At 70.2% G+C, this 12228-nt stretch carries 10 protein-coding genes; 6 read left to right on the top strand and 4 right to left on the bottom strand.

The window, feature by feature from the left end:
• Positions 1-18 precede the first annotated feature (18 nt).
• Positions 19-456, top strand: a complete 438-nt coding sequence (locus tag ACRAKH_RS16270; protein ID WP_380721868.1) for a DUF4345 domain-containing protein — start codon at positions 19-21, stop codon at positions 454-456.
• Here the strand turns inward: ACRAKH_RS16270 and ACRAKH_RS16265 are convergent.
• From ACRAKH_RS16265 to ACRAKH_RS16255, 3 genes are all read right to left on the bottom strand, one after another.
• The gene (locus tag ACRAKH_RS16265) at positions 407-880 is read right to left on the bottom strand and encodes a winged helix-turn-helix transcriptional regulator (protein WP_380721866.1); all 474 of its coding nucleotides are present in this window, start codon (positions 878-880) and stop codon (positions 407-409) included. The two genes, ACRAKH_RS16270 and ACRAKH_RS16265, sit on opposite strands and share 50 nt — an antisense overlap.
• A gap of 34 nt (positions 881-914) precedes the next feature.
• Complete coding sequence (locus ACRAKH_RS16260; RefSeq protein WP_380721864.1) at positions 915-2087, bottom strand: AI-2E family transporter; 1173 nt, start codon at positions 2085-2087, stop codon at positions 915-917.
• A gap of 311 nt (positions 2088-2398) precedes the next feature.
• On the bottom strand, positions 2399-3433 hold the full coding sequence (locus ACRAKH_RS16255) for a hypothetical protein (RefSeq protein ID WP_380721862.1): 1035 nt from the start codon (positions 3431-3433) through the stop codon (positions 2399-2401).
• A 395-nt stretch (positions 3434-3828) separates the two neighbouring features.
• Here ACRAKH_RS16255 and ACRAKH_RS16250 point away from each other — a divergent pair, with 395 nt between their 5' ends.
• Positions 3829-4788 carry a glutathione S-transferase family protein gene (locus ACRAKH_RS16250; protein ID WP_380721898.1) on the top strand — a complete coding sequence of 320 codons (960 nt, stop codon included), beginning with the start codon at positions 3829-3831 and terminating at the stop codon, positions 4786-4788.
• A gap of 3 nt (positions 4789-4791) precedes the next feature.
• On the opposite strand, the gene ACRAKH_RS16245 is transcribed toward ACRAKH_RS16250, so the two are convergent.
• The gene (locus tag ACRAKH_RS16245; RefSeq protein WP_380721860.1) at positions 4792-5850 is read right to left on the bottom strand and encodes a LacI family DNA-binding transcriptional regulator; all 1059 of its coding nucleotides are present in this window, start codon (positions 5848-5850) and stop codon (positions 4792-4794) included.
• A 324-nt stretch (positions 5851-6174) separates the two neighbouring features.
• Here ACRAKH_RS16245 and ACRAKH_RS16240 point away from each other — a divergent pair, with 324 nt between their 5' ends.
• From ACRAKH_RS16240 to ACRAKH_RS16225, 4 genes are all read left to right on the top strand, one after another.
• Positions 6175-8565: a beta-xylosidase/alpha-l-arabinosidase gene (locus tag ACRAKH_RS16240; protein ID WP_380721858.1), complete on the top strand. Its 2391-nt coding sequence runs from the start codon at positions 6175-6177 to the stop codon at positions 8563-8565.
• Positions 8562-9551 (top strand): ABC transporter permease, encoded by a 990-nt coding sequence (locus ACRAKH_RS16235; protein WP_380721856.1) that lies wholly within the window; start codon positions 8562-8564, stop codon positions 9549-9551. Before ACRAKH_RS16240 ends, ACRAKH_RS16235 begins: the two co-directional genes overlap by 4 nt.
• Entirely contained in the window at positions 9548-10483 is a 936-nt protein-coding gene (locus ACRAKH_RS16230) for a carbohydrate ABC transporter permease (protein ID WP_380721854.1), read from the top strand. Before ACRAKH_RS16235 ends, ACRAKH_RS16230 begins: the two co-directional genes overlap by 4 nt.
• A gap of 82 nt (positions 10484-10565) precedes the next feature.
• Positions 10566-12155 (top strand): ABC transporter substrate-binding protein, encoded by a 1590-nt coding sequence (locus ACRAKH_RS16225; RefSeq protein WP_380721852.1) that lies wholly within the window; start codon positions 10566-10568, stop codon positions 12153-12155.
• Positions 12156-12228: the final 73 nt, after the last annotated feature.

Here is a 12228-nt window from a genome sequence, read left to right as displayed (position 1 = left end):
AGGCCGGGGAGCTTGATCGTGACGCGGACGTCCCGGCCCACGACCGGTGTGCGGCGGAACGCGCACGTCGGACGGGGGGTTCGGGTGAAGGCGTTCCAGGCGGTCGTGGTGGTGCTCGGCGTGTTCATGGTCGGCACCGGGTTGGCGGAGGTGGCGATCGGGCCGTCCCTGTTGCCGGGCACCCCGGCGGCGGCGCCCACGCTGGACAGCAACTACCGGTTCTTCGCCGCGATGTGGCTGGCGATGGGCGTGGCGATGCTGTCGGTGGCGCGCCGGGTCCGGGAGTCCACGACGGTGTTGCGGTTCGTCTGCGCCGCCGTGTTCGTCGGCGGTCTGGCGCGGGTCGTGTCGTGGGTGGCCGAGGGCACGCCCCACCCGATGATGCTGGTGCTGCTGGCGATCGAGTTCACCGTCCCGCCGGTCCTGGTGCTCTGGCAGCGACGTTGGGCCGCGTGACGACGGCTTCCGGCGCCACGCGCTCGCCGCAGCAGTCGCACACCATCCGCGTCCCGACGGAACCGCCGCAGCCCGCGTGCTCCACCAGGGTCGGCGGGCCGGACGGGGTCGGCACGTGCCGGTCGCCCCACGCCATGAGCGCCAGGATGACCGGCGTCAGCTCGCGGCCCCGGGCGGTGAGCCGGTACTCGTGGCGCGGCGGCCGGTCCTGGTACGGCACGCGCTCCAGCACCCCGTGGTCGACCAGGCCGGTGAGGCGGTCGCTGAGGACGTTGCGCGCGATCGGCAGCCGGGCCAGGAACCCGTCGAACCGGGTGACGCCCGACAGGGCGTCCCGCACGATCAGCAGCGTCCAGCGCTCGCCGACGACCTCCAGCGCGCGGGCGATCGAGCAGACCTGGTCGTCGTAAGTGCGTCGGAGCATCCGCGCATGATAACCACGGGTTTCTCCACGAAACTCACTCCTCCGCACCACGCTCCCGCTCCGGCTCGGCGGAGGTTCCGGGCGCCGGTGGGTGATCACCGGCGACGGCGCGGCCCGCCGTGTGCCGGTCGGCCACCTCCCCCAGGTACCGCAGCACGACGGCGGCCGCGGCGACCACCGGGACCGCGAGGAACGCCCCGGCGATGCCGTACAGGGTGCTGCCGGCCGTCACGGCGAGCAGCACCACGGCCGCGTGCAGGCGCAGGCTGCGCGACTGGAGGACCGGCTGCAGCACGTTCCCCTCGACCTGCTGGACCACCACCACGACCGCCAGCATGATCAGCGCCGCGGTGAGCCCGTTGCTGACCAGCGCGACCAGCACGGCCAGCGCGCCCGCGATGAACGCGCCGACGATGGGGATGAACCCGCCGAGGAACGTCAGCGCCGCCAGCGGCACCGCGAGCGGCACGCCGAGGATCACCAGGCCGAGGCCGATCAGCACGGCGTCCACCAGGCTCACGATCGCCTGGGTGCGGATGAAGTCGCCGAGCGTCGTCCACACGCGCTCCAGCACCACGGTCACGTGCCCGCCGGCGCGCTCGCCGATCACGCCGCGCAGCCACGGCGTGAACAGCGGGCCGTCCTTGACGAACAGGAACGCGAGCAGCAGCGCGACGATGCCGGTGACGATGCCGGAGGTGACCGTGCCGACGCCGGTGAGCAGCCCGTTGGCGATGGAGCCGACGCTGGCCTGCAGCTGGTCGACGCCCTGCTGGAGCAGCTGGTCGAGCTGGCTGTCCCCGAGGTTGAACGGCGGGCCGGCCATCCACTCGCGGGCCTGCTGCAGGGCGCGGCTGGCGCTCTCGGCGATCTCCGGCACACCGGACGCGATCGACGTCGAGATCAGCGCCAGGACGCCGCCGAGCACGGCCAGCCCGCCGAGCAGCACGATCGTCGCGGCCAGCGCGGCGGGCACGCCGCGGGCGCGCAGCCACCGGGCGGGCGGCCACAGGACCGTGGTGATCAGCAGGCCGAGCAGGACCGGCATCACGACGACCCACAGCCTGCCGATGAGCATGCCGAGCAGCACGAAGCCGATGGCGACCAGCGCCAGGCGGGTGCTCCACCGCGCCAGCCAGGTCACCCCGTGCCCGATGGCCTCACCGCGATCGGTCCAGCGGCGGTCTCCAGCGCTCACGTCGTCCATCCCCTCCACCGCGGCGCGCCGTCCGGCCGCGCCTGCCCGGAAGCCTGCCAGAGCCGCCCGCACATTTCGTGCCACGCCGCCCGTGTCAAGCGCCGGGCCGACACGGAACCCGTCCGGGCGACCACCTTCACCCACCGCCCGACCGGCCGCGCCGTACCTTCACCGCGACCACGGGCCTGAAGCCAGGCTCCTCGCTACGTCCTGCTCACGCCCGTCAGTGCGGGTAGGCATGAACATCCACTCCCACAGCAGCGCCCAGAAGGGGTGCGGTTCGGGTAGGAGACGTTGATGATGGCGAGACCGCTGTAAACTCAGCTGGGCAGGGCGTTGTTCCAGATCGGCCTCATGTGCGCACGCCTGGCGGCGGGCGCCTCCAGCCGCGTGAACGTCGCGGGATCTTGGCGGTACACGCAGTCGATTCCCACCCCGTGCAGGAGTGCGATGTCGTCGGTGGCGGGTCGTACCGGGAACAACGCGGTAAGGCGGACAACAGGCGGCTCCGGGCACCTCGGCGCGTAGTGGAGGAGCTGCGCGACGGCCTGACGCACCCGTTCGCGGCTGGCACCTCCTTTGGCCTCGATCACCTCGGCGCCATCCGGACCGCACGCGTACATGTCCGACACGCCGGCGACCGATGTGAACCGGCGGAACGTCACGTCGACATTCGCCGCCGCGTACTCCTCAACCAACTTCGACTCGCCACGGTGGACCGTGATCGAGCGAGTCGTACGGGCGTACGTCGTGTTCGCCGTGTGGAACTTTTCCAGTTCCACGGCCAGCCCCCGCTCCAACCGCGACTCGATGTAATCCTCGCGTGCCTTCTCCAGTGCCGCGGCACTGGAGGTCTCGATCCCGAGACCGCTGATCACCTGGTCGACCAGCGCAGGGTCGTCGACCACCCTCCCCGACATGAATGGGCCCTTGAGGGCTCCACCGGACACGTCCGCCAAGGTCCGGTACGGGATCAGCACCCCGTCGGCGAGACCCGTCAGGCTGTAGACGTTGACGAAGCTGTCCTCACCTGCCGACTCCTTCCACAGCTCGTCGGCGAACGCCTTGTTCCGGAAGCTCGCACCGACCTCGCCGATCGCACGGACGTGGTTCTCCCACACGAACAGCGCCACGTCGCCCACAGTGACGTCAGCCATCCTCCGGTTGAGGAACGCGCGGGTTCCCCAGAACCTGGCAGAGCCTGTCGGGTGGAGTTCCCGCAAGGTGTCGCGCTCGCGCGCGGACAACGTCGACCAGTAGCGGGGCTCGGTGAAGGCGACGTCGTTGTGCAGCGTTTTCTCGCGGTTGCGCGAGGCTTCCTCGTTCGCAGCCGGTTGGATCAGCAAGCGGGTCACATCAGCCCTTTCACGATCAACTCCCACCGCGCCGGATGAGGTCTCCCCGGATCGGGACCACTGGTACCACCCGTCCGGTCGACCACATGATCACACAGCGATCACCCTCCGGACATGGATTCGGGGAGACGCGTGTGCCCGCCCTTCCTTGGACGGGGGGTATCGACCGCGCTTGCCGGAAGTGCTATCGATGGAGCACTTGACCTGCGGCAACAGTCCTGGGCACAGCACACGTTGCGGGCGGCCTTGTCCGCGTGGACAGGCCGGTTCCGCAGACCGCACGTAGGCTCGGTGACGTGAGCGAGACGTCGGTTGCCGGTGACGCGAACCCCGAGCACGCCCGGGGCGGGACGTACTCCGTCAAGGGCAAGGAGTACACGCGCGACACCCGGTACATCACGACCCGGGTGACGGCCGACGGGCGGGACGGGTTCCCGGTGGTCCCGGGGCGGTACCGGCTGGTGGCGGCGCGGGCGTGCCCGTGGGCGAACCGGTCCATCATCGTGCGGCGGCTGCTGGGGCTGGAGGACGCGCTGTCGCTCGGGCTGCCGGGGCCGACGCACGACGAGCGGTCGTGGACGTTCGACCTCGACCCCGGCGGGCGTGACCCGGTGCTCGGCATCGAACGCCTCCAGGAGGCGTACTTCAAGCGCGACCCCGACTACCCGCGCGGGATCACGGTGCCGGCGATCGTGGACACGACGACGGGCGCCGTGGTGACGAACGACTTCGCGCAGATCACGCTGGACCTGTCGACCCAGTGGCGGGCTTACCACCGGGACGGCGCGCCGGACCTGCTGCCCGACGCGCACCGCGACGAGGTCGAGTCGGTCAACCGGCGGGTGTTCACCGAGGTGAACAACGGCGTGTACCGGTGCGGGTTCGCGGGCACGCAAGAGGCGTACGACGAGGCGCACACCCGGCTGTGGACCGCGCTCGACTGGCTGGAGGACCGGCTGCGGGACCGGCGGTACCTCGTCGGCGACACGATCACCGAGGCCGACGTGCGGCTGTTCACCACGCTGGTCCGCTTCGACGCCGTCTACCACGGGCACTTCAAGTGCAACCGGCAGAAGCTCGCCGAGATGCCGGTGCTCTGGGCCTACGCGCGGGACCTGTTCCAGACGCCCGGGTTCGGCGACACGGTCGACTTCACGCAGATCAAGCAGCACTACTACGTGGTGCACAAGGACATCAACCCGAGCGGGATCGTGCCCGCCGGGCCGGACCTGTCGGGCTGGGTCACCGCGCACGGGCGGGAAGCGCTCGGCGGGCGGCCCTTCGGCGACGGCACGCCGCCCGGTCCCGTGCGCGAGGGCGAGCGCGTCGACCCGGCCCACACCCCCTTGCGGTAGCCGCTACGGCACGCGCGGCGGGCAGGTGCTCTCGCGGACGACGAGTTCGGTGGCGAGGTCTATCCGCTCGTTCGGCGGCCGCTTGCCGCGGGCCAGGCTGAACACCATCTGCGCGGCCGTGGTCGCCATCTCGCGCAACGGCTGCCGCACGGTCGTCAGCCGCGGCCCGGTCCACTCGCTGACCGACAGGTCGTCGTAGCCGACGATCGACACGTCCTCCGGGACGGACAGGCCGAGTTCGCGCGCGGCCCGCATGACGCCCAGCGCCTGGAAGTCCGACCCGGCGAAGATCGCGGTGGGCCGGTCGGCGCGGCTGAGCAGGTCGAGGCCGTGGTTGTAGCCGCCGACGACGTAGAAGTCGCCGTAGCGCACGAAGTCCGGGTCCACGACGACGTCCGCGGCCTCCAGCGCGCTGCGGTAGCCGTCGACGCGGGCCCGGCTGCACAGCATGGTCGTCGGGCCGGAGATGACGGCGATCCGGCGGTGGCCGAGCGAGAGCAGGTGCCGGGTCGCGGCGAGGCCGCCGGCCCAGTTGGCCGATCCGACGGTCGGCACGCCGGGCGGCGGCTCGCCCGCGGTGTCGACGAACACGAACGGGATGTTGCGGGTGGCCAGCTGGCGGCGCTGCTCGTCGTCCAGCCCGGCCAGCACGAGGATGACGCCGAGCGGGCGGCGGGCGAGCAGGTCGTCGAACCACTCGCGGCGCGGCCGGTGCTCGCCGCCCAGCTCGGACAGCACGACGGCCGCCCGCTCGTCGGCGGCGGCCAGCTCGACGCCGCGGATGATCTCGGTGGACCAGGCCGAGTTCATCTCGTGGAAGACCAGGTCGATCAGGGCGGGCCGGGAGGAGTGCCGCGCCCGTCGGCGCCGGTACCGGTGCTGCTCGATGACGCTCTCCACCCGGGCGCGGGTGTCGGCGGCGACGTCCGGGCGTCCGTTGAGCACCTTGGAGACGGTCGGGATGGACACGCCCGCCTCGGCCGCGATGGACGAGATGGACGCCGTGCCCTTCGCTCCCTTCTCCGGCGCGGCCCCGGTGTCCGGCTCGGTCGACGAACTCATGCTGCCCCCTGGTTCGCGCGCGGCCGGCGCGCCCGCATGCCGGTCCAAAATCCATCTAAAGTTTCGAAGCCAAAGCGTAAAGGTTCGGCGTTCCGATCTCCAGCTTTGCCGCCAATCAGCTCAACGCAGCCTGAAATTGTTCATGGGTGTGAACCTGATCTGAGCCGATCCGATGGCCTATGAACTGCGAAGATATCGAACCGTCCGGAACTGTTGACGTCTTGCGGAGATCCCCCTACGTTCTCCCCACCGGATCGGCATGTCGGAAGTTGCTTCGATACTTTCGGTCGCCACGAGGACGTGAGCGGAGGTACCTGGTCGATGATGAACAGGACGACGGACGTCGCGGCGACGCCATTGGGCGACGCCGTCAGGACGACCGCCGACCGGCCGGACGCGGCCTGGCACGACGTCGGGCTGCCGGTCGCCGAGCGGGTCGAAGCGCTCGTGGCCGCGATGACGCTCGAGGAGAAGCTCGCGCAGCTCGTCGGCGTCTGGGTCGGCGCCGATCCCGACGGCGGCGAGGTCGCCCCTCACCAGAACGACCTGACCGGCGACCCGGTGGTGTGGCACGACGTCATCGCCTCCGGCCTCGGCCAGCTCACCCGCCCGTTCGGCACCCGGCCGGTCGACCCGGTGGCCGGCGCCCGTTCGCTCGCCCTGTCCCAGCAGCAGGTGGTCGCCGCCAACCGGTTCGGCATCCCGGCGCTGGTGCACGAGGAATGCCTCACCGGCTTCGCCGCGTGGCAGGCCACCGCGTACCCCGCTCCCCTGTCCTGGGGCGCGTCGTTCGACCCCGCGCTCGTCGCCGAGATGGCGGGCCTGATCGGCCGCTCGATGTGGGCGGCGGGCGTGCACCAGGGCTTGGCGCCGGTCCTCGACGTCACGCGGGACTACCGCTGGGGCCGGACCGAGGAGACCATCGGCGAGGACCCGTACCTCGTCGGCACGGTGGGCACGGCGTACGTGCGCGGTCTCGAAGGCACCGGGATCGTCGCCACGCTCAAGCACTTCGCGGGCTACTCCGCCTCACGCGCCGGGCGCAACCTCGCGCCGGTGGCCATCGGCCCGCGCGAGTTCGCCGACGTCGTGCTGCCGCCGTTCGAGATGGCCGTGCACGACGGCGGCGTCCGGTCGGTCATGCACTCCTACAGCGACGTCGACGGCGTGCCGTCGGCGGCCGACGCGGGGCTGCTCACCACGTTGCTGCGCGACACCTGGGGCTTCGACGGCACGGTCGTCGCCGACTACTTCGCGGTGAAGTTCCTGCAGACGCTGCACGGCGTGGCCGAGGACGAGGCGCACGCCGCCGCGCTGGCGCTGACCGCGGGCGTGGACGTGGAGCTGCCGACCGTGCGGTGCTACGGCGCGCCGCTGCTCGACGCGGTCAAGCGCGGCGACGTGGACGAGGCGCTGGTCGACCGCGCGTTGCGGCGCGTGCTGCGGCAGAAGGTGGAGCTCGGCCTGCTCGACCCCGAGTGGTCCGCCCTGCCCGCGGACGTCGACAACCTGGAGCTCGACTCCCCGCACGCCCGGGACGTCGCGCTGCGGCTCGCCCGCGAGTCCGTGGTGCTGCTGGCCAACGACGGCGTCCTGCCGCTGCGGCCCGGCCTCCGGCTCGCCGTGGTCGGCCCGCTCGCGGACGACCCGATGGCGATGCTCGGCTGCTACTCGTTCCCGGCGCACATCGGTGTGCACCACCCGGACGTCCCGCTGGGCCTGGAGATCCCGACCGTGCTCGCCGCGCTGCGGGACGCCGTGGACGGCGCCGTCACGCACGCCCGCGGTTGCGAGATCATCGGCGAGAGCGCGCCCGACGACCTGGCCGCCGCGGTGGCCGCGGCGGCGGAGGCGGACGTGTGCGTCGTGGCCGTCGGCGACCTGGCGGGCCTGTTCGGGCGCGGCACGTCCGGTGAGGGCTGCGACGCGACCGAGCTCGTGCTCCCCGGCGGGCAGGCGGAGCTGGTCCGGGCGGTCGCCGCCACCGGCACGCCGGTGGTGCTGCTGCTGATCACCGGCCGGCCGTACGCGATCGGCGACCTGGCCGGCGGCGCGGCGGCGACCGTGCAGGCGTTCTTCCCCGGCCAGCTCGGCGGGACCGCGATCGCGGACGTCCTGACCGGCGCCGTCTCGCCGTCGGGCCGGCTTCCGGTGGGCATCCCGGGCGATCCGTCCGGTCAGCCCGGCACCTACCTGTCCGCGCCCCTCGGACGCCGCAGCGGGGTGTCCAACGTGGACCCGACGCCCGCCTTCCCGTTCGGCCACGGACTGGGCTACGACACGTTCACCTGGTCGTCCGCGCGGGTGGCGGCCGACCGGCCGTGGACCACGGACGGCGAGGTGGAGCTGGAACTCGACGTGCGCAACCCCGGCACGCGCGCCGGGGCGGACGTGGTGCAGCTCTACCTGCACGACCCCGTCGCCCAGGTGACCCGCCCGGTGGTGCGGCTCGTCGGGTACGCGCGGGTGCCGCTGGAGGGCGGCGCGTCGGCCCGCGTGACGTTCCGCGTCCCGGCCGACGTCACGTCGTTCACCGGCCTGGACGGGCGGCGCGTGGTGGAGCCGGGTGCGGTGCAGCTGCGCGTGTCGCGGTCCAGCGAGGACGTGCACGAGGCGGTGGACCTGCGGCTCGTGGGCCCCCTGCGCGAAGTCGACCACACGCGGCGGCGGCTCACCGACGTGTCGGTCACCCACGAGGAGGTGGCACGAGCATGACCACCCGGCTCAGCGAACCCGCCGCCGAGGCGGCGCCGACGAAGCCCTCGAAACCGCCGAAGGCGGCGAGAACGCCCCGGCACAGGACGACCTGGCGCAAGGCGTGGAAGCGCGACTGGCAGCTCTACACGCTCGTGATCGTCCCGCTCCTGTTCTTCCTGGTCTTCCGCTACCTGCCGATGCTCGGCAACGTCATCGCGTTCCGGCGGTTCGTGCCGGGCGGCAGCATCTACGGCGAGTCGTGGGTGGGCCTGCGGTACGTCAAGATGTTCATCAGCGACCCCAACTTCTGGCACGTCTTCGGCAACACGCTGATCCTCGGCGCGCTGACCCTGCTGTTCTGCTTCCCGCTGCCGATCGTGCTGGCGCTGCTGCTCAACGAGGTCCGCTCGCGCTACTTCAAGCGGTTCGTGCAGACGGTGTCCTACCTGCCGCACTTCCTGTCGATCGTCATCGTCGCCGGCATGGTCATGCAGCTGACGTCGATCGAGGGCACGGTCAACCAGGTCATCGGCGCGTTCGGCGGCGACGCGATCTCGTTCATCCAGGACCCCGGCTGGTTCCGCACGCTGTACATCTCCTCCGAGGTGTGGCAGACCGTCGGCTGGGGCACGATCCTCTACCTGGCCGCGCTGACCACGATCGACACGCAGCTGTACGAGGCGGCCCGGATCGACGGCGCCAACCGCTGGCAGCAGACGTGGCACGTGACGCTGCCGGGCATCCGGCCGACGATGATCACGCTGCTGATCCTGAACATCGGCACGTTCCTGGCGGTGGGCTTCGAGAAGGTCCTGCTGCTCTACAACCCGCTGACCTACCCGACCGCGGACGTCGTCTCGACGTACCTGTACCGGGTCGGCCTGGTGTCCAACAACTTCAGCTACGCCGCCGCGATCGGGCTGTTCGAGTCCGTCATCGGCCTCACGCTGATCCTGTCCGCCAACGCGATCTCGCGCCGAGCAGTGGGGACGAGCCTGTGGTGACCACCGACCCGACGCGGCTCGCGTCCCGGCTGGACAAGCCCGCCGCGCCCCGCCCCACCTCGCTCGACGACTCGCGCGGCTACCGGGTCTTCCGGGTGGTCAACACGATCGTGCTGCTCGGCGTGGTCGCGGTGACGCTGTACCCGTTCGTCAACATCGTCGCGCAGTCGTTCAGCAGCGAGGTGTACATCCGCACCGGCCAGGTGAACCTGGTGCCGCGCGGGTTCAACCTCGACACCTACGCGCTCGTCGCCGCCGACCCCGCGTTCTGGAACAGCTACCTGAACACCGTCATCTACACGGTGACGGCGACGGCCATCTCGATCGTGCTCACCACGATCTGCGCGTACGTGCTGTCGAAGCGGAACCTTAAGGGCCGCAACCTGCTCATCGGCATCGCCGTGTTCACCATGTTCTTCAACGGCGGCCTGATCCCGAACTACGTGCTGGTCAACGGCCTCGGCCTGACCAACACGATCTGGGCGGTCGTGCTGCCCAACGCGATCAGCGTGTTCAACCTGCTGGTGATGAAGGCGTTCTTCGAGAGCCTGCCCGAGGAGCTGGAGGAGGCCGCCTCGATCGACGGCCTGAACTCCTACGGCATCCTGCTGAGGATCGTGCTGCCGCTGTCGAAGGCCGTGCTGGCGACGATGATCCTGTTCTACGCGGTCGCGAACTGGAACTCGTGGTTCCAGGCCTTCCTCTACTTCGACCGGGCCGACCTCTTCCCGGTCACCGTCTACCTGCGCAACATGATCGCCGGCGCGTCCTCCGCGACGTCGGTCGGCGCGGTGGAGACCAACGCGGTGGCGATCTCCGCGAACATCAAGGCCGTGACGATGGTGCTCACCGTGCTGCCCATCGTCGTTGTTTACCCGTTCATCCAGCGCTACTTCGTGTCGGGCGTGATGCTCGGCGCCGTCAAGCAGTAGCGCGCCTCCGAGTTGACGACGGTGTCACACACCTGAGGAGAGCACGATGCGATCGACATGGAAGCGCACGCTTCTGACTCTCGTGGCAGGCAGCCTCGTGGTCGGCACGGCGGCGTGCAGCGACGAGGACCCGGCCGCCGGCGGCCTCAACCTCGACGGCAAGAAGGCCGCTGCGATGGCCGAGTACAAGGCCGGCGACCAGTTCAAGGCCACCGAGCCGCTGGACGTGAGCCTGCTCTACCTCGACCAGGCGCACTACCCGCTGAAGAACGACTGGCTGCTGTGGTCCGAGATCACCAAGCGGACCAACGTCACGCTCAAGCCGACGGTCGTGCCGTACAGCGACTACGACCAGAAGCGCGGGCTGCTGATCAGCTCGGGCAACGCGCCGACGATCCTGTCCAAGACCTACCCGGGTCAGGAGGAGGCGTTCGTGTCGTCCGGCGCCATCCTGCCGGTGAGCGACTACATCGACCTGATGCCGCACTTCAAGGACAAGATCGAGAAGTGGAAGCTCCAGCCGGAGCTGAACACGCTGCGCCAGGAGGACGGCAAGTTCTACCTCCTGCCCGGCGTGCACGAGAACGTGTGGCAGGACTACTCGCTCGCGTTCCGCACCGACGAGCTGGCCCGCCTCAACCTCTCCACGCCGAAGAACTGGGACGAGGTCTACACCGTCCTCAAGGCGATCAAGGCCGCGAACCCGGACAGCTACCCGCTCTCCGACCGGTTCGAGGGCAAGTCGATCCTGAACTACGCCGGCCAGACGTTCGGCACCCAGGCCGGCTGGGGCTACGTCAAGAACACGACGTGGAACGAGTCGGCGCAGAAGTTCGACTTCACCGGCGTCACGCCCGAGTACAAGCAGCTCGTCGAGTTCTTCCGCAAGCTCGTCGCGGAGGGCCTGATGGACCCGGAGAGCTTCACGCAGAAGGACGACGCGGCGATCCAGAAGTTCGCCGGCGGCAAGTCGTTCGCGATCAGCAGCAACGCGCAGAACATCGTGAACGACTACCGGCCCAACATCGCGAAGATCCCCGGCGCGACCGTCGCGAAGATCCCGCTGCCCGCCGGGCCGAAGGGTGACGTCATCCGCGGCACGCGGCTGGAGAACGGCCTGATGATCTCGGCCAAGGCCGCCGAGAGCGACAAGTTCGTGGCGACCATGCAGTTCATCGACTGGCTGTGGTACTCCGACGAGGGCCAGGAGTTCGCCAAGTGGGGCGTGCTGGGCACCACCTACGACAAGGACGGCGGCAAGCGGGCCCTCAAGTCGGACATCGCCTTCGGCGGCATGAACGCGGGCGCGCCCAAGAACCTCCAGCGCGACTTCGGCTTCCAGGGCGGCGTGTTCGCCTACGGCGGCTCCACCGAGCTGCTCCAGTCGATGTTCACCGAGGAGGAGATCGCCTTCCAGAAGACCATGGCGAACAAGAAGGTCCTGCCGCTGGCCCCGCCGGCGCCGTTCGACGAGGTCGAGCGCGAGCGGGCCACGCTGTGGGAGTCGCCGCTGAAGGACTACGTCACGCAGTCGACGCTCCAGTTCATCCTCGGCAGCCGTGACATGTCCACCTGGGACGCTTACGTCAAGGAGCTGGACGCCAAGGGCATGAGCGAGTACATGCAGCTGGTGAACAGCGCGTACGACCGCTACAAGAAGAAGAACGGCTGAGTTGAATTGCCGCTGCTCCGCAGACGGCGGGCCGGGTCGCTGGGACGTCGGTCGTTAGCGACTGATTTCCCAG

It is taken from the genome of Saccharothrix hoggarensis, assembly GCF_052936025.1.
Note: the sequence above shows the minus strand (reverse complement) of the source record. Positions and strands in the feature narration are given on the sequence as shown.

What these genes read in the sequence shown, in the direction of transcription:
- ACRAKH_RS16265 (WP_380721866.1), bottom strand. Translation starts at nt 880, where the DNA reads ATGCTCCGACGCACTTACGACGACCAGGTCTGCTCGATCGCCCGCGCG.
- ACRAKH_RS16260 (WP_380721864.1), bottom strand. Translation starts at nt 2,087, where the DNA reads ATGGACGACGTGAGCGCTGGAGACCGCCGCTGGACCGATCGCGGTGAG.
- ACRAKH_RS16245 (WP_380721860.1), bottom strand. Translation starts at nt 5,850, where the DNA reads ATGAGTTCGTCGACCGAGCCGGACACCGGGGCCGCGCCGGAGAAGGGA.
- ACRAKH_RS16240 (WP_380721858.1), top strand. Translation starts at nt 6,175, where the DNA reads ATGAACAGGACGACGGACGTCGCGGCGACGCCATTGGGCGACGCCGTC.
- ACRAKH_RS16235 (WP_380721856.1), top strand. Translation starts at nt 8,562, where the DNA reads ATGACCACCCGGCTCAGCGAACCCGCCGCCGAGGCGGCGCCGACGAAG.